Annotated in this window: 21 protein-coding genes; 9 read left to right on the top strand and 12 right to left on the bottom strand. The window is 65.7% G+C overall.

Going from position 1 to position 24,996, the window contains the following annotated elements:
• Positions 1-4: 4 nt before the first annotated feature.
• From BGP00_RS02825 to BGP00_RS02815, 3 genes are read right to left on the bottom strand one after another with little or no spacing between them, the layout of a single operon-like run.
• On the bottom strand, positions 5-1,183 hold the full coding sequence (locus tag BGP00_RS02825) for a M24 family metallopeptidase (protein ID WP_292921497.1): 1,179 nt from the start codon (positions 1,181-1,183) through the stop codon (positions 5-7).
• Between the two features lie 9 nt (positions 1,184-1,192).
• Positions 1,193-2,911: an amidohydrolase family protein gene (locus BGP00_RS02820; protein ID WP_292921500.1), complete on the bottom strand. Its 1,719-nt coding sequence runs from the start codon at positions 2,909-2,911 to the stop codon at positions 1,193-1,195.
• A gap of 1 nt (position 2,912) precedes the next feature.
• Positions 2,913-4,277 carry an LLM class flavin-dependent oxidoreductase gene (locus BGP00_RS02815; RefSeq protein WP_292921502.1) on the bottom strand — a complete coding sequence of 455 codons (1,365 nt, stop codon included), beginning with the start codon at positions 4,275-4,277 and terminating at the stop codon, positions 2,913-2,915.
• A 234-nt stretch (positions 4,278-4,511) separates the two neighbouring features.
• Here BGP00_RS02815 and BGP00_RS02810 point away from each other — a divergent pair, with 234 nt between their 5' ends.
• Genes BGP00_RS02810 through BGP00_RS02800 form a run of 3 tightly spaced genes read left to right on the top strand, consistent with a single transcriptional unit; the run spans position 4,512 to position 7,259 of the window.
• Positions 4,512-5,192: an SDR family oxidoreductase gene (locus tag BGP00_RS02810; protein WP_292921504.1), complete on the top strand. Its 681-nt coding sequence runs from the start codon at positions 4,512-4,514 to the stop codon at positions 5,190-5,192.
• Positions 5,189-6,454 (top strand): MFS transporter, encoded by a 1,266-nt coding sequence (locus BGP00_RS02805; protein WP_292921506.1) that lies wholly within the window; start codon positions 5,189-5,191, stop codon positions 6,452-6,454. Before BGP00_RS02810 ends, BGP00_RS02805 begins: the two co-directional genes overlap by 4 nt.
• Positions 6,444-7,259, top strand: coding sequence for an alpha/beta hydrolase (locus tag BGP00_RS02800; RefSeq protein ID WP_292921508.1), 816 nt, complete (start codon positions 6,444-6,446; stop codon positions 7,257-7,259). Before BGP00_RS02805 ends, BGP00_RS02800 begins: the two co-directional genes overlap by 11 nt.
• Here the strand turns inward: BGP00_RS02800 and BGP00_RS02795 are convergent.
• Positions 7,252-7,653 carry a hypothetical protein gene (locus tag BGP00_RS02795; protein ID WP_292921510.1) on the bottom strand — a complete coding sequence of 134 codons (402 nt, stop codon included), beginning with the start codon at positions 7,651-7,653 and terminating at the stop codon, positions 7,252-7,254. The two genes, BGP00_RS02800 and BGP00_RS02795, sit on opposite strands and share 8 nt — an antisense overlap.
• On the bottom strand, positions 7,650-8,216 hold the full coding sequence (locus BGP00_RS02790; protein WP_292921512.1) for a hypothetical protein: 567 nt from the start codon (positions 8,214-8,216) through the stop codon (positions 7,650-7,652). The genes BGP00_RS02795 and BGP00_RS02790 overlap by 4 nt, the downstream gene beginning before the upstream one ends.
• A gap of 444 nt (positions 8,217-8,660) precedes the next feature.
• On the opposite strand from BGP00_RS02790, the gene BGP00_RS02785 reads away from it, so the two are divergent.
• Entirely contained in the window at positions 8,661-11,165 is a 2,505-nt protein-coding gene (locus tag BGP00_RS02785; protein WP_292921514.1) for a TonB-dependent receptor, read from the top strand.
• Positions 11,166-11,214: 49 nt separating this feature from the next.
• Complete coding sequence (locus tag BGP00_RS02780) at positions 11,215-11,502, top strand: DUF1330 domain-containing protein (protein WP_168601530.1); 288 nt, start codon at positions 11,215-11,217, stop codon at positions 11,500-11,502.
• On the opposite strand, the gene BGP00_RS02775 is transcribed toward BGP00_RS02780, so the two are convergent.
• The 6 genes from BGP00_RS02775 to BGP00_RS02750 form a co-directional block, all read right to left on the bottom strand.
• Positions 11,499-12,587, bottom strand: coding sequence for a LacI family DNA-binding transcriptional regulator (locus BGP00_RS02775; RefSeq protein WP_292921519.1), 1,089 nt, complete (start codon positions 12,585-12,587; stop codon positions 11,499-11,501). The two genes, BGP00_RS02780 and BGP00_RS02775, sit on opposite strands and share 4 nt — an antisense overlap.
• A 369-nt stretch (positions 12,588-12,956) precedes the next feature.
• The gene (locus BGP00_RS02770; protein WP_292921520.1) at positions 12,957-13,901 is read right to left on the bottom strand and encodes an alpha/beta fold hydrolase; all 945 of its coding nucleotides are present in this window, start codon (positions 13,899-13,901) and stop codon (positions 12,957-12,959) included.
• Positions 13,902-13,912: 11 nt separating this feature from the next.
• The gene (locus tag BGP00_RS02765) at positions 13,913-14,740 is read right to left on the bottom strand and encodes a phytanoyl-CoA dioxygenase family protein (protein ID WP_292921521.1); all 828 of its coding nucleotides are present in this window, start codon (positions 14,738-14,740) and stop codon (positions 13,913-13,915) included.
• Positions 14,737-15,825, bottom strand: a complete 1,089-nt coding sequence (locus BGP00_RS02760) for an LLM class flavin-dependent oxidoreductase (RefSeq protein ID WP_292921522.1) — start codon at positions 15,823-15,825, stop codon at positions 14,737-14,739. The genes BGP00_RS02765 and BGP00_RS02760 overlap by 4 nt, the downstream gene beginning before the upstream one ends.
• Before the next feature lie 11 nt (positions 15,826-15,836).
• Complete coding sequence (locus BGP00_RS02755) at positions 15,837-17,717, bottom strand: MFS transporter (RefSeq protein ID WP_292921524.1); 1,881 nt, start codon at positions 17,715-17,717, stop codon at positions 15,837-15,839.
• Between the two features lie 109 nt (positions 17,718-17,826).
• On the bottom strand, positions 17,827-18,489 hold the full coding sequence (locus BGP00_RS02750; protein WP_292921526.1) for a hypothetical protein: 663 nt from the start codon (positions 18,487-18,489) through the stop codon (positions 17,827-17,829).
• Positions 18,490-18,747: 258 nt separating this feature from the next.
• Between BGP00_RS02750 and BGP00_RS02745 the strand changes: the two genes are divergently transcribed.
• From BGP00_RS02745 to BGP00_RS02730, 4 genes are all read left to right on the top strand, one after another.
• Positions 18,748-20,238 (top strand): FAD-dependent oxidoreductase, encoded by a 1,491-nt coding sequence (locus BGP00_RS02745; protein ID WP_292921528.1) that lies wholly within the window; start codon positions 18,748-18,750, stop codon positions 20,236-20,238.
• A gap of 115 nt (positions 20,239-20,353) precedes the next feature.
• Positions 20,354-21,301, top strand: coding sequence for a formylglycine-generating enzyme family protein (locus tag BGP00_RS02740; RefSeq protein ID WP_292921530.1), 948 nt, complete (start codon positions 20,354-20,356; stop codon positions 21,299-21,301).
• Positions 21,298-23,481, top strand: a complete 2,184-nt coding sequence (locus BGP00_RS02735; RefSeq protein WP_292921532.1) for a molybdopterin cofactor-binding domain-containing protein — start codon at positions 21,298-21,300, stop codon at positions 23,479-23,481. Before BGP00_RS02740 ends, BGP00_RS02735 begins: the two co-directional genes overlap by 4 nt.
• A complete protein-coding gene (locus tag BGP00_RS02730) occupies positions 23,478-23,927 on the top strand; it encodes a (2Fe-2S)-binding protein (RefSeq protein WP_292921534.1) in 450 nt (149 codons plus the stop codon). Before BGP00_RS02735 ends, BGP00_RS02730 begins: the two co-directional genes overlap by 4 nt.
• On the opposite strand, the gene BGP00_RS02725 is transcribed toward BGP00_RS02730, so the two are convergent.
• Positions 23,914-24,945 carry an oxidoreductase gene (locus BGP00_RS02725; protein WP_292921536.1) on the bottom strand — a complete coding sequence of 344 codons (1,032 nt, stop codon included), beginning with the start codon at positions 24,943-24,945 and terminating at the stop codon, positions 23,914-23,916. The two genes, BGP00_RS02730 and BGP00_RS02725, sit on opposite strands and share 14 nt — an antisense overlap.
• Positions 24,946-24,996: the final 51 nt, after the last annotated feature.

Below are 24,996 nucleotides of genomic sequence, written 5' to 3'. Positions count from 1 at the left end.
CGCTTCACTCCACCGGCACGGTGCGGCCGTCGATACAGGCCAGCAGACGGCCATCGGGGTTGTTGAGGATCTCGACCTCGCCATCCTTGAGGTAGATGATATCCTCGAAATGGAATTTGCCGATATCCGGCCCGATCCATGGCAGATCGCAGGAGATCACCATGCCATCGACCAGTTCGAATGTGTGCATGCCCCCATTGGCATGGGGGTGGTCAGTATGTTCCAGCCCGACCGAATGCAGGCCGCAGCCGCGAAATTCAGGATTGCCCGCCGCCTGGATGCAGCCGGTAACGGCCTTTTCGACATCGGTGGAAAGCGCGCCCGCGCGGAAATGGGGCAAGGCCGCCCGCCAGCCAAGCCGCGTCGCGTTGAACACGCGCAATTGCTCCGCATTGGGCATGCCGATGACAGCGGTGCGGCCAATGTCACTGGTATAATGGGCAAATTCGCAGGTGGCGTCGAAGGTGATGGTATCGCCGGGCAGCAGCGGCGCGGTTTTATCCAGTCGGCCAAAGCCGGGGCGATAGGGGGTGATGAGCAGAAACACCGGCCTCGCCCCGCTCAAGGCGGCGGCGGACCAGAACACGCGCTCGGCCTCGGCGCATGTGGCGCCCGCCGCGATCGCCTCGGCGCTGATCTGCAGGGCCAGTTCGGTCTTGCGACTGGCCGCGCGCATATGGCCCATTTCCTCGGGCGTCTTGACCATGCGAATGTCGCGCAGGAAATCGCGCGCGCCCACCGCCTCGATCGCCCCACCCAGCATTTCGGCCACATCCAGCCCCAGCCCGCGATCCTCAAAGGCGATGCGCGAGCCGCGGTCCAATCCGATCTCGCGCAGGTAATCGGCCACCGCCTCCGGGTGGTTCTGGGGCAATCCCTCGCTGGTCAGCGCGCCCTGCGTGCCGCCCGCGCCAATGCCGGGTTTGCGGGCATAGCCGCGCACGATCCGCATCCATGTGCCGCCGCGCTGCTGGGGCTGGCCTGTATCGACCTCGACGGTCAGGACGGCGGCTTCCTTGGCGTGATCGCGCGGCAGCAGGGCCAGCGCCAGATCGCCAAAGCCCCAACTGGCATCCGTGGCCCAGCTTGACAGGTAATAGGTGTTGATCGGGGTGGAGGCGACGATGGCGTCAATGCCGTCACGGTCCATCAGTGCATCGGCGCGGGGGCGGTTGAGCAGCATGGGAAACCTTTAATGAGCGCGGCGCAGCAGGCGGCCGGGCAGCGCGCCGGTGGGCTTGTCTTCGCGGTGGGTGATGATGCCGGACAGGATCGTGGCGGTATAGCCCCGCGCCTCCTGCGTCAGGCGGCGACCCCTTGCGGGCAGGTCGAAAGAGGCGCGCGGCGGGTAAAGATGCAGCCGGTCATGGTCGATGACATTGATGTCGGCCTTCATGCCGGGCGCCAGAATGCCGCGATCGGCAAGGCCCATCACACCCGCCGTATGGCCGGTCATGCGATGCACGACATGGGGGATCGAGAGCCTCTCGCCCACCCGGTCGCGCGCCCAATAGGTGAGCAGATAGGTCTGCATCGAGCCGTCGCAGATCGCCCCGCAATGCGCGCCGCCGTCGCCAAGGCCCAGCATGGTGTCATCCCGCGTCAGCATGTCGCGCACCACATCCAGGTTGAACCGTGTGAAATTGCGCGCCGGGAAATAGAGGATCGCCTGCCCCTCTTCCTCAAGCAGCAGATCATAGGCCAATTCCGGCAAGGACACCCCGCGCGCGGCGGCCAGATTGTCGAGGCGGCGGCTTTCGGGCGGGGAATAGTCCGGCTCTGCGCCCATCGGATAGCACAGGTGGATATAGCGCATGAAGGCGGGATATTTCGCCGGGTCCAGCCGCCCGCCATATTCGGACAGGATTGCCTTGCGCGTTTCGGGGCTGCGCATCGCCGCCACCCGTTGGCCCAAGGGCAGCGCATCAATCGCGTCATAGCTGGGGCAACCGCGAAACGGATGCAGCGTCAGTTGCAGGCCCATCAGCACGGCCACCGGACGGCCCACGACCTGCCCCAGCATATCGGCCCCTGCCGCGCGCGCGGCGGCGCAGGCATCGGCGATCTCCAGCCAGCGGTCGGGCGCTTCGTCATATTGCAGCAGGGGGAAGGTGACGGTGTGGCCCGATTCCTGGGCGATACGCTGCAAGAGACGGAATTCGCTGGAAAAGCCATTGGCCGTGTCGAACTCGGATGCCGACATGAACAGCGCTTTGCCATGCGGGCGCATGGCCAGCGCGATGGTCATCAACTCATCCTCGCTGGCGGTGGTGACGGGCAATTGCTCGCCGCCCGCCGTGCGATGGCCGATCACGCGGGTGGTGGAAAAGCCAAAGGCGCCCGCCGCCATGCCCTCGGCCACAAGGGCTGCCATACGCTGCATATCGCGGGTGGTGGCCGGTTCGCGCTTGATCGCCCGCTGGCCCATCACCCAGACGCGGATCGGGATATGCGGCACGGCAACGCCGAAATCGGCATCCATCCGCCGCTGTTCCAGCGCGTTCAGGAAATCGGGAAAGGTCGTCCAGTTCCACGGCAGCCCTTCGGTCATGACGATGCCGGGAATGTCCTCCACCCCCTCCATCACGTCGATCATCTGCTCGCGCATTTCCGGCTTGCAGGGGGCAAAGCCCACCCCGCAATTGCCCATCAGCAGGCTGGTCACGCCATGGTTGGTGGAGGGCGAGAAATGGCTGTCCCACGTGACCTGCGCGTCATAGTGGGTGTGGATGTCGACAAAACCGGGGGTGACAAGCTGCCCGCGTGCGTCGATTTCCTCCGCGCCCGATCCGGCGATCTGCCCGATGGCGGCGATGCGGCCATCGGCAATGGCCAGATCCGCTTCGTAAAGATCGCCCCCCGTGCCATCCGCCAGCGTGCCGCCCCGGATCACCAGATCATAATCGGCCATTTCACGCATCTCCCTTGGCGGGCCAGATTTCGGGCTGAACATGGGCATATTCGCCGGTTGCATAGCCATTGGCGGGCCGCGCCAGCCCCAGTCGGTCGCGCAGGGTTTGCCCCTCATATTCGGTGCGGAACAGGCCGCGCCGCTGCAATTCGGGCACCACGCCCTCGACGAAGGCCTCCAGCCCCGCGGGCAGATAGGCGGGCGTGATGACAAAGCCATCCGCGGCCCCGCTCTCATACCAATGCTGCAATTCGTCCGCGATGTCGGCGGCGGTGCCCGCGATCGAGCGGCTGGTGCGCCCAGCCGCCACGCGCCGCGCCAGTTCGGCAATCGAGAGGTTCTCGCGCCGCGCAAGGCCCACCACCTGTTCCCATGTCGATTGTGACATCGTGCTTTGTGGCACATCGGGCAGAGGGCCCTCGGGATCATGGCCGGAAAGGTCAAAATTGCCCAGCAAACCTTCCAGCTTGCCGATGGCGACGGGCGTGGGGATCAGCGCGTCCAGCTCGCGCTGGATGGCCTGCGCCGCCTCGCGCGTGGGGGCAACAATGGGCGTGATCGCGGCCATGATCTTGAGGCTGTCTGCGCTGCGGCCTACTTCGGCCAGCAGATCGTGCATTTCCGCCCGAAAGGCGCGGGCCGTGTCGGGGCTGGGGTGGGATGTGAAGATCACCTCGGCATGGCGTGCGGCAAAGCGTTTGCCCGTGTCCGAGGCTCCGGCCTGCACCAGCACCGGATGCCCCTGCGGCCCGCGCGGCACGTTGAGCGGCCCGGCCACGGCGAAATGCTCGCCGCGATAATCGACCCCATGCAGGCGCGCAGGATCGACATAGCGCCCGCTCGCCTTGTCAGCCACCATCGCGCCATCTTCCCAACTGTCCCACAGGCGCTTGGCGGCCTGCACAAACTCCTCGGCGCGTTCATAGCGCTCGGTGTGGCCGTAATGGGCGGCGCGGCCGAAATTATGCGCCTCATTCTCCATGGTCGAGGCCACCATGTTCCAGCCGATGCGCCCGCCCGAAATATGGTCGATGCTGCTCAGACGGCGGGCCAGTTCATAGGGCTGGCTATAGCTGGTCGAGGCAGTGCAGATGAAGCCGATCCGGCTGGTCGTGGCGCAAAGGTGGGCGATGATGCTGGCCGGGTCCAGCTTGGGCGTTTCCAGACAGGCGAAGGTCTCGGCGCTCTTGGCCGGCGGATATCCCACCGAATCGGCGATGAACACCGCATCGAACAGGCCCCTTTCCGCCGCCGCCGCGCATTGCCGGAAATAGGCGATATCGGTCAGCGCATGGCTTTGCGCATCGGGGTGGCGCCACCCGGCGATATGGCCGCCGGTCTGCATCAGGAAAGCAAGAAGTTTCATAGGGAGTGATTATGTTGTGCATTTTTGTGCATGCGATAAATCCCCATGAAATGTCCGCCTATCGGAATTTTTCGGCGCGACGCCTTGATAAGATGTGCAAGAAATTGTGCAAGTGAGTGAATGGCGTATCGCCCGATCTCCTGCCGGATGGAGTGCAGGGGAAAAGGCGATGCGGCGCGCAAGGGCTGCACATGGGTGCATCCGCCATGCGCGCGGTTGGAAAGGGCGGATTCTGTGCCGGATAAAAGAGTGCTGATCACCGGGGCGGGCGGCGCTCTGGGCATGGCCACGATGGCGCGCTTGACGGCGCAGGGCTGGCGTGTGGCGCCGGTGGCGGGGCGCCATGGCGCGTCTGATGCGCCCGGTTGGTTCGGCCCGGTCGATCTGGCCGATCGCGATGCCGCCGCGCAGGTGGTGGCACAGGCGGCGCGCGCGCTGGGCGGGCTGGACGGCGTGGTGCATCTGGCCGGGGGCTTTGCCATGCAGCGCCTGCTGGAATGCACGCCGCAGGACTGGCGCGCGATGCAGGCGGGCAATGTCGAAAGCCTGATCGCGGTGGTGCAGGCCGCCGTGCCGCATATGGCCGAGGGCGGGGCGATTGTCGCCGTGGGCGGCATGGCGGCGGCGCGCGCAGGGGCGGGCATGGCGGCCTATGCCTCGGCCAAATCCGCCGTTTTGCGCGTGGTCGAGGCGCTTGGCGTCGAACTGGCCCCGCGCGGCATTCGCGCCAATGCGGTGCTGCCGGGCGTAATCGACACGCCCGCCAACCGCCGCGATATGCCCCGCGCCGATCCGGCCAAATGGACCCATCCCGATGCGATTGCCGATGTCATCGCCTTTCTGCTTGGCCCGCAATCGCGCGCGATCAATGGGGCGGGTGTGCCGGTCAACAATCCCGCCGGGCCCGCGGCATGAAGCCGTGGCGCGCGTGGAGCGCGGTGCTGATCCTGTGCATCGCGCAGGTGGTTTCGACGGTGGATCGCGGGATGCTGGCGCTGGTGGTCGATCCGGTGCGGCGCGATCTGGCGATTGGCGAGGTGGATATTGCCTTGCTGCAAGGCTTTGCCTTTGCTGTCTTTTATGTTTCGGTGGGGCTGCCGCTCGGCTATGTCGCGGATCGGGTCAACCGACGGCGTCTGCTGTTCGGCGGCATTCTGGTGTGGAGCGCAGGCACCATCGCCTGCGGTTTGGCGCAGACATTTGTGCAGATGTTCCTCGCCCGGCTGGTGATCGGCGTGGGCGAAGCGGTGCTGGGCCCCTGCGCGGTGGGCATGATCGGCGAGATGTTTGCTCCGGACAGGCGCGGGCGGCCCATGGCGCTCTATGTGCTGGGCAGCATGGTGGCCTATGGCCTTGGTTCGATGGCCACCGGGGCGGTGCTTCAGGCGGGCGCGGCGGGCGGTTTTGCCGGATGGCCTGGGATTGCGGATCTGGCGCCGTGGCGGATCGCCTTTGTGCTGATGGGGCTGGCGGGGCTGCCGGTGGCGCTGCTGCTGCTTTCCATTGCCCAGACGCGGCGCGCGAATAGCGCGCAGCCGCTCAGCCTGCCCTTTGCCGACATGGCGGCGCGGCGCGGGGTGCTGCTGCCGCTCTATGGCGCGGTGGCGCTGTTTGCGATGGGAGCGGCGGCGGCCTCGGGCTGGGGCGCGGCTTTGCTGGGGCGGGCCTATCATTACGCGCCCGCCGATGTGGGCAAGCAGTTGGGTGCGGCGCAGATGGTCTGTTCGCTGATCGGGGCCGGGCTGGCCGCGATCGTCGTGGACCGTGTGGCGCGGGCAGGCGGAACGGTGGCCAAATTGCGGATGAGCGCCTTGCTGGCGCTGCTGACCATCCCGGCCTGCATGGGCTTTGTCAGCCAGAGCGGCGCGGGCGCCTTGGCGATCACCGCCACGGTCATGGCGACGAGCGCGATCTATGGCACGACGATGCTCTCCATTCTGGCCGAGGCGGTGCCGGTTGAGGCGCGCGGGCTGGCTGTCGCGCTTTATGCCTTTGTGATGACGATGATCGGCGGCTCGCTGGGGCCGTTGGCCGTGGCGACGCTGACCGAGCGTGTATTTGCCGATCCGGCCCGTGTGGGCTGGTCGATGGCGCTGGTGGGCGGGGTTGCCCTGTCCCTTTCGGCCTTGCTGGCGGCGGTGGCCGCGCGGGCGCAGGAGAAATTGGATGCTTGTTGAAAAAGCCTATGCGCCCAGCCGTTTCGGCCAGTTGCATTACCGGATTGTCCGCCCGGATGGACCGGTGACACAGCCGCCCTTGCTGGTGCTGCATCAGACGCCCAGCAATTCCTATGAATGGATGCCGATCCTGCCGCTGCTGGCGCGGGGGCGGGTGGTGATTGCGCCCGACACGCCCGGTTATGGCATGAGCGATGTGCCGCCCGAGCCTGCCTCGATCCCCGATTTTGCCGGCGTGATGGCCGATCTGATCGACCATCTGGCCGCGCGCGGAGAGATCGCGGGCGGGAATTTTGATGTGATGGGCGCGCATACCGGCTCGATCATCGCGACCGAACTGGCGGTCCGTCTGCCTGATCGTGTGCGGCGCTTGGTGCTGTTCGGTCTGGCCGCCTATCCCGAGCATGAGCGCGAGCGACGACTGGCGCTGCTTATGGAGAAATTCCCGCGCCCCGGCGCCGACCTTGCCCATGTCGAACAGCTCTGGGCGATCTTTGGCGAGTTGGGCGATGCGCGCATGACCAGCGAGCAGCGCCACGTTGCAATGGCGGAATGCTTGCGGCTGGGCGCGCGGATGCCTTGGGGCTATATCGGCGTCTATCGCTATGATTTCCTTGGGGCGCTGGCGCGGGTGGAGCAACAGGCGCTGGTCATCAATGCGCAGGATGATCTCTGGGAGGTGACGCAGCAGGTGGCCCCGCTGCTGCGCCATGGGCGGCTGTGGCCCTTGCCGGGTCGGGCGCATGGGTTTCTGGCTTTTGACGCGGTCGAAATTGCGCCCGCGATTCTGGCCTTCCTTAGCTGATCGCAGCGGCCTCCTGCCTCATCCTTGCCTCGGTTGGCGCGTCAAAGGCGATGCCGATCACCGTGCAGGGCTGCTCCAGCGGATAGGAGCGATGGCCGCGCCCCACCGTGTCCAGCATGACCAGCATATCACCGGGGCGCAGCACGCGCCGCGCCCCATCGCCCGCCTCGACCGCCCATGATCCGCGCAGCACGATCGACAGACCCGCCATGGCCGAATTGTGCCACTCGCCATAGCCCTCGCCGGTTCCTTGGGTGATACCCCATCCGGTGGCGCCCGAGATGCCTTCCCAAAGACCGGCCTGTGTTTTGCGGCAGAGCGCCAGCGGCATGTCGAGCAGGCGCGATCCGCCGTCGGCTGTGGGCATGATCGCGACGGCCTGATAGGCGCTCATCGAAACCACAGCCTGTCGCGCTCGCTGCTGCCTATTGTGGGGCATAGCGCCTTGGGCATTTGCACCGAGGCCATGAACGAACCCTGCGGCCCGGCGCGTGAGATATGGCCCTTGCCGCTGCAATCCTCGGCGATGGCGATGTCGCCATGGCGCAATTCGTGGAATGATCCGTCCTCCAGCCCGATCAGCATCGTGCCGAAAATCGGGATCAACAGGGTCGGCTGGTTGGCGACATGAAAGCTGAAACCGGCGTTGGGCGCGGTGCCGCCGATGGAGACGCGCTCGGCCTCGCGGCGCAGGAACAGGGCGATTTCGCCCATCGCGGGGGCGTTGACGGGCAGGCTTTCGATCCGGCTCTTGCCGTCCGGTGCGGTGTAGAGGTGGAAGGCACGGGCAAACCACGGGATCGGCCCCGTGCCATGGAAATCGAGGGGAAAGGGCGGGGGGCTTGGCGCCGGGGCCTGCGCGGCGAGCGGGGCGGCAAGGGGAGTGGCCATGCCCGCCAGAATCAGATGGCGCATCAGGGCGCGGCGCGGGGGACTGGGCGGTGCTTCATCGGGCATGTGGGCATCCTTTCTTGCAAGATAGATGCATTGATGTGCATCATCTTTGCGGTTCCAAGATGCGGCGCCGGGACATCCGACAGGCGGATTTATGGCCGAGAAATGACGGAAAAAGCTCGCTTCATGACCGGGCGCTCTGTCGCCATGCCCCTTGTCTTGGGCGATTTTGCACGGATCGGGCGCGCTGATCCATCATCCGACAGGCGAACAGGCCTCATATCGTGCATCAGGAAAACGGATGGTGATGCAAGTTTTGCCCATCCAAGGCGCAGGCATGTGCACATTCGTTCATGATGCCCACCTGCGCCGGGATGCCAACGGGCGAGCATAACGCCCGGCCAAACAGCACCAATGCCGGGGCGAAACGCAGGACCGCCCCACACAATTTTCCGGGATGAAAGCTGCCGCCCTGCATAGGGTGGCTTGAAATGAGGGGTTATCACCATGATGCGTTACCCACGACCGATCCGTTCTCTCTCCATCTACCATCTGGCCGCCTCGGCGCTGGCGATGGGCGCCACACTGGCCGCCGCCGGTCCGGCTCAGGCTGCTGAACCGGCCGGCGCCGATGCCGCCAATGATCTGGGCGCCATCACCGTGACCGCGCGCAAGCGGTCCGAGGATATTCTGAAAGTTCCCGTCACCGTGACGGCCCTGACCGCTGCGGCGCTGGAACAGCGCGGCATCGTTTCGATCACCGATCTGGCCAGTTCGACGCCGGGGGTCAATGTCAACAACAACTCGTCGGGCCATGCCGACCGCTCGTTCCAGCAGATCGTGCTGCGCGGCTTCACACCCTCGACCACGCTGGCCACGACCACCTCGATGTTCATCGACGGCGTGCCGGTGTCCTCGCCCTCGCAGGTGACCTCGGTGTCCGATCCGGCGCAGGTCGATGTGGTGAAAGGCCCACAAAGCGCCTATTACGGCCGCAACACCTTTGCCGGCGCGATCAACGTAACCACCAAGGAGCCCAAGGGCGAATGGGCGGGCTCAATGACCGGCATGGTCGGCACCCGCGCCAATTACCGGCTGCAAGGCACGGTCGAAGGGCCGATCATCGGCGACATGCTGACCTTTCGCGTGACGGGCGAACGGTTTTCCAAGAACGGATCGTGGCGCAATGCCTATGACGGCAGCACGCTGGGCGACCAGAAGACCACCACCGGCACCGCGCTGATCGTGTTCAAGCCCAGCCCCAAGCTGACCATGAAACTGTTCGGCATGATGAGCGAGGACCGCGACGGCGCGCCTGCCCAGACGCGCCTCTATGGCTATGACATCAAGACGGCTTCCGGCGCGCTGGTGGCGGCCAATCAGTCGAACTGCACGCTCAATGGCAATTCGCGCGGGGTGCAGGGTTTTGGCAGCACGGTGTCCAACGCCTATATCTGCGGCACGGTGCCGGGCCTGATCAATCCGATCTCGGCCAACACGGTCAACACCGACGCCATCAAGCAGTTCCTCGCGCTGACCTCGAACCGGGTCATTCCGACCAGCGACAGCGTCGATGGCTATGGCCTGCTGCGCAAGAGCCAGCATGCGCATACGGCGGTCAATTACAAGATCTCCAGCGACCTGACCGCCGATTTCCTGGCCGGGTATAACCGCGAGGTCTGGTCGACGCTGATCGATCTGGACGGGTTCGATTCCTCCGGCTTCCCTTCGACCACCAATCCCAAGGGATATTACGATTTCCCCTATCTGGTCGAACGCCGCAACATGGACTGGTCGATGGAAGGGCGTTTGGCCTATAATCACGGTCCGCTGCGCGCGGTGGCCGGGGTCAGCTATCTGAAGGCCGACACATGGTCGGGCGGCGGCGGCGGCACGGGCGCGTTGACGGCATCGCTGCTGGTGCCGGGCGGCAAGAGCGAGAACCGCACCACGGGCATGTTCTTCGGCCTGACCTATGATGTCCTGCCCAACCTCTCTGCCAGCATCGAGGGGCGCTATCAGATTGATACTTTGGGCGCCTATGCACGTTCGGGCGGCCAGACCATCGCGTCGAGCGCCTTCATTCCGGCGGGCACCTATGCGGGCAATGCGCTGCTGGTGCAGCAGACCTACAAGAATTTCACCCCGCGCGCGATCGTCAACTGGCAGATCAATCCGCGCACCATGGTCTATGCCTCATGGGCCAAGGGCGTGAATCCGGCGCAGTTCAACACCACCATTCTGGCCCAGTCCGCCTCGGTTCAGGCCGCTGCTCTGGCCGCGGGGGGGCAATTGACCATCGCGCCAGAAAAGATCACCAATTACGAAATCGGCATGAAGGGCAAGGCGCTGGACGGTCGCCTGCGCTATACGGCGGCGGCCTATTATGCCCAGTGGCGCAACCAGATCAACGCGATCACCATCGTGGCCGCCGATCCCACCACCTCCACTGGCTTCACCTTCATCAACACCTCGGCCAATTCGGGTTCGGTTGATCTTTACGGCGTTGAACTGGACACCAACTGGAAGGTCAGCGACCTGTTGAGCATCGAAGCCAGCGGTGCGATGAACGGCAGCGATATCAAATATTTCCGCAGCACGACCATCAGCCAGTTGACCGGCATCTATGACTTTTCCGGCAAGGAAATGAAATATACGTCGAAATATTCGGCCAATGTCGGCGTCATTCTGGGCGGCGACCTGAAGAATGTGGCCGATGGCAAGTGGTTCACCCGTCTTGACTGGAATTTCAAGTCGGGCATGTGGTCGAACGAGGCCAATATCGCCAAGACGCCGGACGCGCATAAGTTCAATCTGCGCGCGGGCGTGTCCAAGGGGCGGGTCGCGGTCGATGTTTTCGTCAACAACCTGCTCAACGACAAGACCTACAACTCGCTCACCGACAATTATGTGCTGGACCCCAGCTTTGCCCATTCGGCCTATTTCTCGGCCCTTTTGGTGGGGCTGCCGGATCTGCGAACTTTCGGGCTTCAGGTGAAGGTCAAGATGTAAACCTGTTCGGGGCGGGCCTTCGGGTTCGCCCCATTCCAGAGGAGGGCTTATGCCTGCCTATATTGTCGCCACGGTCCGCGTGCATGATCGGGAAAAATTCGCCGAATATCTGAAGGCTGTGGCAGGCGTTGCCGAGACATTCGGCGGCGAATATGTGCTGCGCGGCAAGGTGGCCGAGGTGCTCGAAGGCGATGTCGATCCTGCCGAACTGGTGGTGGTCCTGCGTTTTGCCGATGCGGAGCGCGCCCGCGCTTATGTCAATTCCCCGCAATATCTGGCGGGCAAGGCGCATCGCATCAACGGCGGCGGCGTGGTGGAATCGCGCCTCATCGCCTAATCGGCATATTGCGGGATGGCGGCGGGGTTGTTGGCAAAACTCAGCCCCAGCGTCGTCTCGCGCTCGATCACATCGCAGGCCAGCCAGATGCGCGGCGGCGGCGCCACATTCGGCCCCAGCCGCCCCGCCATGGTCGACACCGCCGTCTGCACCAGCGAGAGCAGCGGCAGGTGGATCGAGGAGGTGGCATGGGAAAGCCAGCGCGATTGCGACGTGTCGCCAAAGCCGACCACCGAGACATCCTCGGGTACGCGCAGGCCGAATTCCTTGCGCGCCACATCGACAATGCCCACCGCCAGATAGTCCGAGGCGGCAAAGATCGCGTCGGGCCGATCCTCGCCTGCAAACAGGACGCGCGCGGCAGTGATCCCGTTTTCATAGGTCCAGCCCGTATCCACCCAGCGACACGGCGCGCTGCCGCCCGTTTCCATGGCATGGGCAAAGGCCTGCAATTCGGTCAGGCGGCGCGGATTGGCGGCAATCGCGGCGGGGCGGCTGCGCCCTTCCTTTTGCATCAACTGTGCAATGCTGCGCCCGATTTCCGGCCCGTCGATCCATACCAGAGCGGCGCCTTCGACCACATCCTGCCGATCGAGCACCACCAGCGAAATGCTGGCCGCGACGACCTTTTTGCGCACCGCCGCGCCCGGCACGGCCGAGAGTACGATAATGCCGTCAACCTGTTCATCGACCATGTCCGACACGGTCACGTCCAGCAACGCCAGATCGCTGACAATCCGCCACACCACCTCGAAGCCGCGCTGGCGCAATTCGTCCTCGAACATCGCGTACATATGGCAAAAATAGGGCGAAAACAGGTTGGCCATGATCACGGCGGCGCGCTTGGGGCGGCCGTGATTCTGCTGGCTGCTGGCCGATTGCGGGCGATAGCCCAGCGCCTGCGCGGCAGCCAGCACCTTGGCGCGGGTCTGGGGCGCGACGCTGGCCCCCGGCGTAAAGGTGCGCGACACCGCCGAGCGCGAAACCTGCGCCATGCGCGCCACATCGTCGGCGCTGACCTTGCGCCCGATGGCCTTGGGGGCGGTGGTTCGGGCGGCGGGTTTGGAGGGGCCTTTGGGCTTCATGCGATCGGTTGCTGGTCCGTGAAGGGGTGAAGGTCTGTGCATCAGGCTTACGAGTGTTGCACGAATTGTCAAACCCGGCGGCGGTGATGCCCTGCGGCCGATCAGCCTTGCGCGGCTTCGGCCCGCAATTTGGCAGGCGCGCGCGGAGTGTCCGCCTGTCGGACAGGGGCGGTAAGGCGGCATAATTGCACAAATTATCGCAATATTGTGCATAATGAATTGAATGAAATTGCGCAAAATTCACAATTCGCGCCCTGCCTTTGCGGCAAAGGGAGCCAAGGAACCGGGCAAAGACGGCAAAAAGGCCGCCGCGCCTGCAACGACCCTCACTGGCCCGGGCCGCGTTGGCCCGGGTTCTTTTTGCTTGCGTTATACCGCGTCCAGAAAGCGCGCCAGCAAGGGCGCGGTGGCCTGCGGATTGTCCTGAATTACCCATGCGCCGCTCTCGGGCACCACCACCGTCTCGCCCCGGCGCAGCACCGCCTCGGCAAAGGGGCGGAAACGCTGGTAGGCCTTGTCGAACTGGCCATAGACCAGCAGGGTGGGGCATTCCACCCGGCGCAGCGCCGCCTTCAGATCGGTCACGCCCACGCCGCGCTCGCTCGGCTGCAGCCAGAGATCGGCGGCCTGACGGCTCTGGATTCCCTCGCCGTTGATCGCATCGGCATGGACCATGCCAAAAGTGTTCACCAGCAATTCCGGCCCTGTGGGCATCGGATGGCCGCCCGCATCAAAGATCGGCTTCAATTTCACATCCACCGCCTGGCGCACTTCCTCCAGCGTTTTGCGCCCGCCCAGCGCGCTGGAAATCACCCCCAGGCGCCGGACGCGATCGGGATTTGCCGCCGCCATGACCACGCCAAGGCAGCCCCCCAGCGAGGTGCCCATCACATCGACCACCGGGATTTCCATCTCGTCCAGCGCGCCAAACAGCATGGCCGCCGTCTCGCCCAACGTGTGGATATAGGGCGGCGGCCCCTCCATCCGTGATGCGCCATGGCCGGGCAGGTCGAAGGCGATCACCTGACGCCCCTGCGCAAGGGCCGGGGCGACCTGCCGCCAGTCGGCCAGCCATCCGCCCAGCTTGTGGAGCAGGATGACGGGCGGAACTCCGGCCCGCGCCTCGCCCAAAATGGCGTAATGCAGCACGCCCCCGCCGCGCCGGATCTCGCCCTGTCGCGTCCATGGTCCAGCGGGGGGAACAATCGGCCCCGGTCCCTTCGGCACAGCCCCCCTTGGCGCTGCGGCGGCCCCGCCTGCCATCATTGCGGCGCCCATTCCGATCATCTTGGCCATATCGCGGCGGTTCATCATCGCATTGCTCCTTATGCGCTCACGCGCAGATCATCACGGCGCCACAGGATCGGCAAGACATCCTGCGCCCCATCGACCAATTCGCCCTCGGGCATCGCCTCCACGCCGGGGATCGCCGCCTTGTAGGGCGCATTGCGCCAGCGCACGTCATGCCCGAACAGGCGCACCGCCAATCCGGTGCGGGCCAGAGCGGGGCTGTCATTGCCTTTGGAAAAATGCGGCGTATGCGGGTGAAAGATCACGGCATCGCTCGGCTCCATATCGAAAGTGACAAAGCGGAAGGCGAAATCGGGATTGTCGCGCTCGGTCTCGAAATTAGGGCACAGGCCATCGGCCTGATCGGGGCGAAAGCCAAAGGTCAAACCCTTCTCCACGCAATGCCGATGCCACCCGGCGACATATTCGATCCGGCCGTTTTCCTTGTTCACCGGGGTAAAGGCTGTCCAGATATTGGGCGCCATTTCTCCGCTGACCGGCCATGCCGTCTCGTCGCAATGCCATGGCATGATCGAGGGGCTGAGCGGAGGCTTGGAAAACAGATGATCGTGATACATGCGGATATGATCCGCCCCGATCACGCGGCCGGTGGCCTCGGCAATCGGGCTTTCCATCACAAAGGCGCGGAAATCGGGATCATTGCGCCACAGATAGCAGACCGAGAGCATCGCCCCGTTCGACGGCCCCAGCGTGCCGTAGCGCCCCGGATCGGCGGCAACGCGGGCAATGGCCGCCTGCATCCGCGCGATCCAATCCGCATCCAGCAATCCGCGCAGCACCACCACGCCGTCGCGCGCATAGGTGTCGATATGGTCCTGGGTAATCGCATATTGCATGGTCATCGGATGGTTCCTTGGCTTGACGCATCATGGGCCAGCGCGGCGGCGCGCAGGCGGGGGAAGAGTTTTTCGCCATATTCGGCCACGTCCTGATCGGGGCGGAAACCGCGGATCAGAAAGCGCGTGATGCCCATGGCGTAATAATCCATCAGCGCGGCGCAGACCTGATCGGGCGTGCCGACCAGCGCGGCCTGATTGCCAAAGCGCCCCTGCGCCAGATGGGTCACGCCCAGCCAGAGGCAGCGGTCATGGCGATGGGCGCTCTGGGCGCTGGAAAGGATGGCATCGCCCGCATGGCTGGCCTGGGTGAAATTGCTGGGGCCTTGGGGCGCGGGCAGGCGCGCCATCATCGCGCGGAAATCGCGCAGGACAGCATCGGCCTTTTCCCATGCCTGCGCCTCGGTATCGCCAAGGATCACCAGCACGGTCATCATGAAGCCTATCGGGCGGCCATGGGCTGCCGCCAGCACGCGGTCGCGATGGCCCGCGATATGGGCCAGCGTGTCACCGCTCATGGCAAAGAGATCGGCGTGGCGGCCGCAGGCGGCGATGGACTCAGGCGATGTTCCGGCCCAACTGACGGGAATCGCGCCGGGCTTTACCGGGCTGAAGGCTTGATTGAAGCGATAGAAGCGCCCTTCGTGGTCGATGGGCACGGGGCTTTCCCAGATCCGGCGCATAATGCCGACATATTCATCGGCGCGGGCGTAGCGGTCGGGCTTGGCGGTGAAATCGCCGTCGGCCTCCAGCTCCTTGTCGCTGGGTCCGGCGATGATGTGGACGGCCATGCGACCGGGCGCCAACCTGTCGATCGTGGTCAGCATCCGCGCCGCCATGGTGGGGGCGATGAAGCCGGGCCGGTGGGCCAGCAGGACTTTCAATCGCTGCGTCCCGGCCAGAACATGGGTCGCGATGGCGTGGCTGTCGGGCATCAGGGCATTGTTGGCGATCAGCACCCGGTCATAGCCCGCCGCTTCCTGCGCTCTGGCGCTTTCCAGCATGGCGGCGGGGTCGAACTGGTCAGGCGGCGCGTGGTGGAGCGGGGTGCCCCGGTTATGGGAAACAAGACCGGTGATTTCGACAGGCATGGATTGTCCTCTCAGGGCTTGGGCACGGGTTGAGGATTGTGCTGAATGTTCAGATGGTTGGCCACGCAATCGCCCGGCGCCACGCCATCGGGGCAGGAAGATGCGCGCGGTTTCAATGGCTCTTCGCGCGGCAGGCGGATGGTCATGGCCATCACCGGCGCGGTGCCGATGGCGTGGCTGGTATGGCCGCGCCCCGTGGTGTCGGCGGCCAGAACGATGTCGCCCGCGTGCAATTGCCGGATCGCGCCATCGCCCAGTCCCACCTCCAGCGTGCCGCTCAGCACCACCAGCAGGCGCGGGCTGGAAACCCGGTGCCAGTCGATGAAGGTGCCGGGAGGGCTGACCCCGATTTCCGTGTCGGTGGTATTCAGACGCGCGTTGACCAGCAGCGGATCGGCGCCGGGCGCGCGGGGCAGGGTGATGGTGGAAAGATGCGAGACACCGCCCGCATCGGCGGTGATCTGGGGGATGGTGATGCCCGCCCCCTGCGCGCGGGCGGGGGAGGGCGCGGTGCCGATCACCATCACCATGGCCAGCGCGCCGATCACCATGGTCGCGGGCAGACCCTCGCGCGGCGCTCCGGCCATTTCATCGCCCGATGATCGCCGCAGGAACAGGCAAGCCAAAATCGCGGCCAGCGCGGGCAGGATCGACATGGACAGGACGATGCCCAGCACCACGCCTGCGCCTTGGGCACTGCCCGCATCGCGGGCCGAGACAAAGCCCGCATGGCTCATGATCGTGCTGAAAATGAAGGTGCCAAAGGCGGCGGTAGCCTTTTCCACCATCACGAAAACCCCGGCCAGCGCGCCCTCGCTGTCGGCCATGGCGGGATGGGCGCGGGCGTGGTCCATCGTGTCGGTCAGCACGGTGTAGAGGCCGAAGAACAGGCCCCCGAAACACAGGCCCTCGGCCCCGCCCAGCATCAGCACCCAAGGCATCGGATGGCCCGCAGGCACCAGATACCACAGCAGCATTGCGCAGGTTTGCGCGCCTGCGGCCATCATCAGCGCGCGGCGGCGGCCAAACCGGCCCGCAATCCGCACCCATCCGGGCTGGCTGACCATCATGCCCAGCGTCTGGAGCAGGAAGATCGAGGCGAGGCTCTTGTCCGAGGCGTGCAGGACATGGCGCGTGTAATAGGGCAGCGCCGCGCCATGCAGCGTCAGCCCGGCAAACATCGTTACCTTAAAGGCAATCAGGCGGCAGAAGCGCCGATTGGCGCGGATCGCGGACAGGCCCTGTCGCCAGCTCAGGCGCTTTCTTTCGGGCGGGGCCTCCTCGCCCTCCAGCCCGTCGATCAGCAGGAAAGTGCCGATCCCGCCCGCCGCCACCAGCGCGGCCAGCACCAGCGCCAGCAACCCATGCGCCGCCCTGTCTCCCCCGAGCGCGGCCAGCATCCATGGCGCGGCCGATGTGGCCGCCAATCCGCCGAAGGAGGAGCCGTAGACGCTGAAAGTCATCAGGCGCGAACGTTGATGGAAATCCTGCGTGATCTGGCGCCCGATGGCCAGATAGGGGATGCGATAGAGCGTATAGGCGGTGGAAAAGACCAGCAGCGAGGCGCCCGACCAGAGCTGAAGCCCCGCGCCTTGCAACCCGCGCGGCACATTGAACAACATCACCAGCGAGAGCGCCGCCAGCAGCCCGCCGCCCGCCAGATAGGGGCGATAGCGGCCCCAGCGCGTGCTGGTGGCGTCGCACAGCAGGCCGACCAGCGGATCGATGGCGGCATCATAGATCTTGGAGAGCACCACCAGCAGCCCGGCCGCGCCCATCGCCATGCCCAGCGAATCGGTCATGAAGCGCAGGTGGAGCAGCCCGACCGCCCCCACCAGCGCCGCCGAGGTGAAGGAGCCGAGGCCCCAGCCGATCAAGGCTTTGCGTTGCATGATAATTCCCCGGCATGGTGTGGGGGCGCCGGTGCGCCGCCTTATGTGCAATATGGATGCAAATATTGGCGGCGATTTTGCACAAAGAGCATCCTATCCGCGTGGCGGATTAAACCGGTGTGCCCAGCCCCAGCACGCAGGCGATCAGCACCAGCACCCAGATGCATTGCACCGTGGGCCGCGTCTGGCCCAACACCTTGCGGATGGCGGCGTCGCTCTGGGGTGTGGCCCCCTGCGCCTTCATGGCGGCAATGGCGGGAAACAGCGGCACAAGTTGAAAGCGCACGATCACGCCCGTGGTCACACAGGCCGCCAGCACCAGCAGTTTGCAGGCGATGAAGAAGGGCATGGCCAGATGACCGGTCAATCCCGCCACACCCGATCCGGCCAGCAGCGCGATCATCGCATAGCGGATCTTGATGTCGATGCCGCGCGCCAAGGCCCCGCGCGAGCCATGGATCAGATGCACCGCCCAGGCCAGCGCCAGCCAGATCAGGCCGAACACCCACAGTCCCGCCAGCGCCCATGGCGCGATGGCCAGCCAGCCCTTGGCCGCCGCCAGCGACAGGCCCGTCGGCAGCGTCAGGATCAGCACCGTGCGCGGGGCCATGTCGATCCCGTTCATGATTTTCAGCGCCAGCAGGCGTTCGCCTGCCGGCCTTTTTTCGTCCATCATAAAGCCCGCGCTGTAGAATGTGCCCAGATCCCCGCCCAGCCAATAAATCGGCACCAGCAGGTGAAGCAGGGTGAGCAGGACAAGCGACCAGTTCATGCAGATCTCCCCGAAACGGGCGGCGGGGGCGATCAACGGATTTCGTGCAAAACCCCGCCGCAATGTGCATGGCCATGCAATGCGGCCGGTCCGCAGGGCAGCGCTTCAGCGTGGTTTTGGCCGTGTGTCGGTTAAATCCGACGCTGATGGCCGTAGTATTGCCGGTTGTGATGCAATAATTTGCAAGCAACGCTGCCCAATGCGCGGAGAGGCTCAGCCGCCGCGAAAGGCCTTACAGGAAGAATGGTGGAAAAGAGCATGTTCGACAGACGCGACTTTCTGATGAATGCCGGGTTGATCGGCGCCGGGGCAATGCTGCCGGGGGCGGGTCTGGCCAAGGGCGTGCTGGCGGCGGAAAAGGCCGATGTGGTGATCATCGGCGGCGGCCTTTCGGGGCTCAATTCGGCGCTGATGCTGGGCGATCTGGGGTTCAAGGTCGTGGTGCTGGAGGCCGGCGCGATGGTCGGCGGGCGGGTGAAAACGCTCGACACCAGCGAGGGCAAGCTGGATGTGGGCGCCAGCCAGATCGGGCGCGGCTATGCGCGGATCATCGATGCCTGCATGAAATTCGGGCTGAAACTGACGCCGGAGGACCGCGACCTGCTGCCCTTTGGCTTCCGTTACAAGGACCAGTGGATCGACCTGAAAACCTGGGCCGACAACCCGCTTAACAAGACCGTGGGCGAGGAGCGCAAGATTTCGCCGATGCTGATGGGTCAGGCGGTGACGAGCAAGTGGAACCCGTGCAAGGAATTGTCGGACTGGCTCGATCCGGCGCTGGCTTCGCAGGATATTTCGCTGCGGCAATTGATGGTGCAGAAGGGCTATTCGCCCGCCGCCATCGAATTGGCCTCCTATTCGGCGCCCGGCATCGGCATCGATGAAACCTCGATGCTGCGCATGTGGCAGGAGGAGACGCGCGGGGCGGCGGACCGGCGCATCGGCGGGCGCGAGCATGAACAGCGCGACCATCCCTTTGGCGAAACCAACGATCACAATGCCATCGACGGGCTTTCCTCGATCAACAATATCGTGGGCGGCACCCAGCAACTGCCCTTCGCCATGGCGGCCAAACTGGGCGATGTGGTGCGCTTGAACAAACGCGTTGGCCGGATCGCGATGAGCGACAAGGGCGCGACCGTGACCTGCATCGACGGCAGCGCCTATCAGGCGCGCTTTGTGATCTCCAGTCTGCCTTTCTCGATGCTGCGCGATGTGGAGATCACCGGCGGCCCCAATCCGATCGCGCGCGATGCCATTGCCCATATGCCCTATGCCAACACCGCGCGGCTCTATCTCAGCGTGGAAAAGCCTTTCTGGAAGGCGGACGGCCTGCCCGCCAGTTTCTCGACCGACGGACCGATCGGCATGTTCTGGGGCATCGACAACCACACCGGCGAGGGCAAGCATCGCGCGATGGTGGTGATGGTGGGCAAGGTGGCGCAGGCTATTTCGCAGCGTGAGCACGCCGTGCCTTTCATCCTCTCCGAACTGGAACGGCTGCGTCCCGCGTCCAAGGGGCTGCTCAAGGTGGTGGCCTATAAGGACTGGCTGCGCGACCCCCTGCAAAAGGGCTGCGGCTTCAGCCTGGCGCCCGGACAGGTCAACGCCTTTGGCCGCGATTTCATCAAGCCGTGGCAGGTGCTCCATTTCTGCGGCGAGCATACGCGGCGCAGCGATTACGGCATGGAAAGCGCGATGGAAAGCTCCGAACGCGTGGTGCTGGAGGTGGCCGAAAGGGCTGGCTGACCGGCTCTATCCGCTCGCCGGACAATGGTGACAACAGCGACTGCCCCGCGCCCGGCGCAGGGCAGTCTTTGCCCCAAGAGCGCCGCGCAGGCGCAAAGGCATTGGGGAGACAATCATGACATATCGCTGGTTTCTGGCCGGATTGGCGCTGGCTGTTTCCCCGCCTGCCATGGCCGCGCCGAAGGCGATCCGCGATTGCAAGGATGTATGTCCGGCGATGGTGGTGGTCCCGGCGGGCCATTTCATCATGGGCGCCGATGCGGGCGAGGCCGACCGGCCCGAAGGCGCGCGCCATCCCGTCACCATCGCCCACGCCTTTGCGCTGGCCACGCGCGAGGTGACCAATGGCGATTATGCCGCCTTTGTCGCGGCTACCGGCTATGCCTCCTCGCGCGGGTGCCGCAGCCTGATCCGCACAACGGGCAAGATCGAGGCGATCCCCGATGCCGATTTCCGCCATCCGGGCGAGGACGCGGGTGATGGTGCGCCCGACCGTCCGGTGGTCTGCGTGTCATGGCGCGATGCCAAAGCCTATACCGCCTGGCTCAGCCAAAAGACCGGCAAGCCCTATCGCCTGCCCAGCGAGGCGGAATGGGAATATGCCGCGCGCGCAGGCACGAGCGAGGAATTCCCGTGGGAAGGCGGCGCGGCCAAGGCCTGCGTCCATGCCAATGTGCTGGACGGCGATGGGATGAAGGATGGCGCGCTGGCGGTGTTCGGCGGGGCGGGGGGCATGGCGGCGGCTGTGCCTTGCCGCGATGGTTTTGCCGGGGCGGCGCCGGTGGGGTCCTATCCGCCCAATGCCTTTGGCCTGTACGATATGATCGGCAATGTCTGGGAATGGACGCAGGATTGCTATGTCGCGCCCTATCCCGCCGAGGCCCCGCGCGATGGCCGCGCCTATGAGGTTTCGGGCGCATGTCCGCGCCGCGCCGTTCGCGGGGGAAGCTGGATCTCGGCGGCTTTCCGCAACCGGGTGACATGGCGCGGGCGCGATCCCGAGGATCAGGTGAGCTGGATTTTTGGTTTCCGCGTCGCGCGCGATCTGGTGGACGGCAAATGAGCCGCGTGCTCAATCTCAGCCGCCGCGAAATGCTGCATGGGCTGGGCGCGGGTGTGCTGGCGCTGGGCTTTGGCTTTCCCGCGCGGGCGCAGGGCGAGGCGGGCTTTGGCGCGATGATCGCGATTGCGCCCGATGGCGCGGTGCATTTCACCTGCCCCTCGTCCGAAATGGGGCAGGGGACGCAGGAGGCCCTCGCCCGCCTTGTCGGTGAGGAGCTGGATTGCGACTGGGCGCGGATGCAGGTGCTGCTGCCATGGGCCGACCGGGCCTTCATCAACCCCGGCATGGGCAAGCAGATGACGGCCAACAGCGCGACCACGGTGGGCTATTTCCTGCCCTTGCGCCGGGCCGGGGCGGCGGCGCGGATGATGCTGATGGCGGCGGGCGCGGCCCGCTGGGGCGTGGCGGTGGATCAAGTCTCGACCCAAGGCGGCGAGGTGGTTCATGCGGCCAGCGGGCGGCGGCTGACCTATGGCGCGCTGGCGGCGGAGGCGGCGCGTCTGCCGGTGCCGGGCGATGTGGCTCTGAAATCCCCTGCCGATTTCCGCCTGATCGGGGGCAAAGGCCCGCGCAAGGATCTGCTGCCCAAGGTGACGGGCCGGGCCGAGTTCGGCGTCGATGTGATGCGCCCCGATATGCTGGTGGGCGCGCTGGCGCTGGCCCCGCATCCGCGTGCAAAGGTTGAGGCGGCCAATTTGGCGCAGGTGAAGGCCATGCCGGGCGTCGTGGCGGTGGTGCCGGTCGATGGCGGCTATGCGGTGCTGGCCTCGCGTTTCTGGACCGCGAAAAAGGCGGCGGAGGCGTTGAAACTGACCGTCCTTTCCTCGCCCACGGCGGGAGTGGATGACAAGGCGATTGATGCCGCGCTGACCCGCGCCTTTGCGGAAAAGGCGCCGCTGCCTTTTCCCGATTTTGATTTTTCCACCATGCGGCCGCGTGCGGGCGGGGGCGACAAGGCTGCCGTTCTGGCCGCCATCGCCGCCGCCCCGCGCCGGGTAGAGGCCGACTATGACGTACCCTATCTGGCCCATGCCGCGATGGAGCCGTTGAATTGCAGCGCGATTCTGGCCGATGGGCAATTGACCCTGCGCGGGCCGATGCAATCGCCAGAGGACGTGCGGGCGCTGGCGGCCAAAATGGCGGGCTTGCCGCTCGACAAGGTGCGGGTGGAGGTAACCTTCCTTGGCGGCGGGTTTGGCCGCAAATGGGCGACTGATTTCCCGATCCCGGCGATGCAGGCCGCGATGGCCGTGCCGGGGCGCTGGGTCAAACTGATCTGGACGCGGGAAAATGATCTGGCGATGGACCAGTTCCGCCCGGCCTATCGCGTGAAGAGCGTGGCCGGGATCGGCGCGGATGGGGCCTTGGTCGTGGTCCACAGCCGGATCGCGGGGCAATCGATCAACACCTATCACGGACGTCGCGGTTTTCCCGGCATGGCCGATCCCACGGCGGCGGGGCTGCTGATCTATGGCTGCTATGCCCCCGTGATGAAGCTGATGGAGTTTCACGAGGCCGATCTGGCGATCCCGGTCGGCTTCTGGCGGTCCGTCATGATGAGCCAGAACACGTTCTTTGCCGAAAGCTTCATCGACGAAGTGGCGCGGGCGGCGGGCCGCGATCCCTATGCCTATCGCCGCGACCTGCTCTCGGGCGAGCCGCGCATCCAGCGCGCGCTGGACAAGGCCGCCGCGATGATCGGTTGGGATCGGCCCAAGGCGAAGGGCGTGGGGCGCGGCATTGCGCTGACCTATAATGAGGGCCATGTCTGCGCGCAGGCGGTCGAGGTGCGGGTGAGCGCCGACAAGGGCAAGCGCAAGCTGGCGATCCGGCGGATCGTGGCGGCGTTTGATTGCGGGGTGATGGTCGATCCGGCGGGCGTGGAAAGCCAGATCAGCGGCGGCATCATCTTTGGCCTTCAGGCCGCGTTGTGGGGCGGGGTCTCCTTTGCCGATGGGCGGCCCCAGATCAGCAATTTCAACGATGTGCGCCTGCCCGGCCTGGCCGATGTGCCGCCCATCGAGGTCGCGCTGATCCCCAGCGGGGCCAAACCGGGCAATGCGGGCGAGGCAGGGACGCCGCCGATTGCCCCGGCCCTTGCCAATGCCATAGCGGACGCGGGCGCGGGCCGGGTGCGCCGCCTGCCTCTGTCGCTTCGTTTTGAACTGGAAAACGCATGATCACGATCACGGTCAATGGTCAGGAACGCAAGTTCGAGGCCGACGAGGACACGCCCCTGCTCTGGGCCCTGCGCGAGGATCTGGGGCTGACGGGCACCAAATTCGGTTGCGGGGCGGGGCTGTGCGGCGCCTGCACCGTGCATGTCGATGGCGAGCCGATGCGTTCGTGTCAGATCCCGGTGAATATGGCGCAGGGGCGCAGCATCACCACCATCGAGGGGCTGACCCCGGCGCTGGGCCTTCATGCGGTGCAGGCGGCATGGGTGGCGGCCCAGGTGCCGCAATGCGGTTATTGCCAGCCCGGCATGATCATGGCGGTGGCCGGACTGCTCAAATCCAATCCGCGCCCCGATGCTGCCGCGATCCGCGCGGGCGTGACTAATCTGTGCCGCTGCGGCACCTATCCCCGGATCGCGGCCGCCATTGCGCAGCTCAGCTCAGGCTGATCCGGCGTCCCTGTTCGGCGCTGGCCATGCCCGCTTCCAGCACTTCCATCACCGCCATCGCCTGCTCGGCCGGGACGGGGTTTTCGCCCTTGCCGTGCAGCGCATCGGCCAGAGCCTGCCAGAACAGGCGATAGTCGCCGCGTTCATTGGGCACGGGGGCGGATCGCGACGGATCGGCGCCATCGGTGAAAGATCCGATGGCCGGGTCCAGCCCCCAATCCGGCCCGCCCGGCGCGGCGCCGCCCAAAATGGCCGGTTCCTGCGGGTCGATGCCCGGTTTGATCCAACTGCCCCCGGTCCCATGCACGGCAAAGCGCAAGGCATGGTCGGCGGCCAGTTTGCTGGAGCACAGGACGGCGCGGCGGCCGGGATAATGCAGAACCACATGAAACCAGTCGGGCGCGGGCGCACCGGGGCGCAGCGCGGCCAGATCGGCGGTGACGGCATCCGGGCGGCCAAACAGGCACAGCGCCTGATCGACCAGATGCGGCCCCAGGTCGAGCCATGATCCGCCCGCGCGCGCCTCTTTCCACACCGCCGCGGGAACTGGACGCCAGCGGTCGAAATGGCTTTCGAAATGGACGATCTCGCCCAGACGCCCTTCGCCGATCAGCCGACGCAGGGTGAGGAAATCGGCGTCCCAGCGGCGGTTCTGAAAGGCGGTCAGCATCTTGCCGCTGATCCGGGCGGTATGGGCCATGGCGCGGGCATCGGCGGCGGTGGTGGCAAAGGGCTTGTCCACCACGACATGCTTGCCCGCCCGCAGCGCGGCGATGGCGTGCTGGGCGTGATAGTCATCGGGGCTGGCGACAATGACCAGATCCACATCGGGCCGCGCCAGCAGGGCGTCGACATCGGGCACGACCGTCATGCCCGGCAGGCCCGCATGGACCTTGGCCGGATCGCGCGAGACCACGGCGCGCAACGCCAGCCCCGGCGTCAGCGCGACAAAGGGGGCATGGAACACGCGCCCGGCAAGGCCATAGCCGATCAGGCCGACGCCAATTTCGCGCATCATTCATGCTCCTTTCGCTGTATCCTCTGCCCGGCCTCTAATCGCTTTGCCCGC

This window comes from Novosphingobium sp. 63-713 (genome assembly GCF_001898925.1).
Taxonomy (GTDB): domain Bacteria; phylum Pseudomonadota; class Alphaproteobacteria; order Sphingomonadales; family Sphingomonadaceae; genus Novosphingobium.
The sequence above is the reverse complement of the archived record's forward strand: the minus strand, read 5'-3'. Positions and strand labels throughout refer to the sequence as shown.